The organism is Paenibacillus sp. GbtcB18, from assembly GCF_019091125.1.
Lineage (GTDB): Bacteria > Bacillota > Bacilli > Paenibacillales > NBRC-103111 > Paenibacillus_F > Paenibacillus_F chitinolyticus.
The window spans coordinates 1-240 of sequence record NZ_JAGXJX010000798.1; the positions used below are offsets into that span (position 1 = coordinate 1).

Consider the following 240-nt stretch of genomic DNA (forward strand, 5'->3'; position numbering starts at 1 on the left):
AAACTTTTTAATTGCTCTACAGCCGGCTCTTCATTAATAAGCTCGTTAATTTTTTCATTCACCTCCACTGCTAACGCTTGATGGAGATCTGGATGTTCTTTCAACTTGTCATCAACTTTATTAATCCAAGTTGATTTTGTATATAAATATTGTTTCCACAGTTCAACAAATTGTTGTACGTCAAACTTGTCTCCGTTCCATTCAATTTCCTGCATCTCCTTCTCACAGGAAGCAACGATT

The 240-nt window shown here is 35.8% G+C and carries 1 protein-coding gene; it reads right to left on the reverse strand.

What is annotated here, in order from left to right; genetic code table 11:
• The coding region (locus KVT34_RS31000) for a hypothetical protein (protein WP_217563371.1) at positions 1–239 on the reverse strand (239 nt) is incomplete at its 3' end.
• Position 240: the final 1 nt, after the last annotated feature.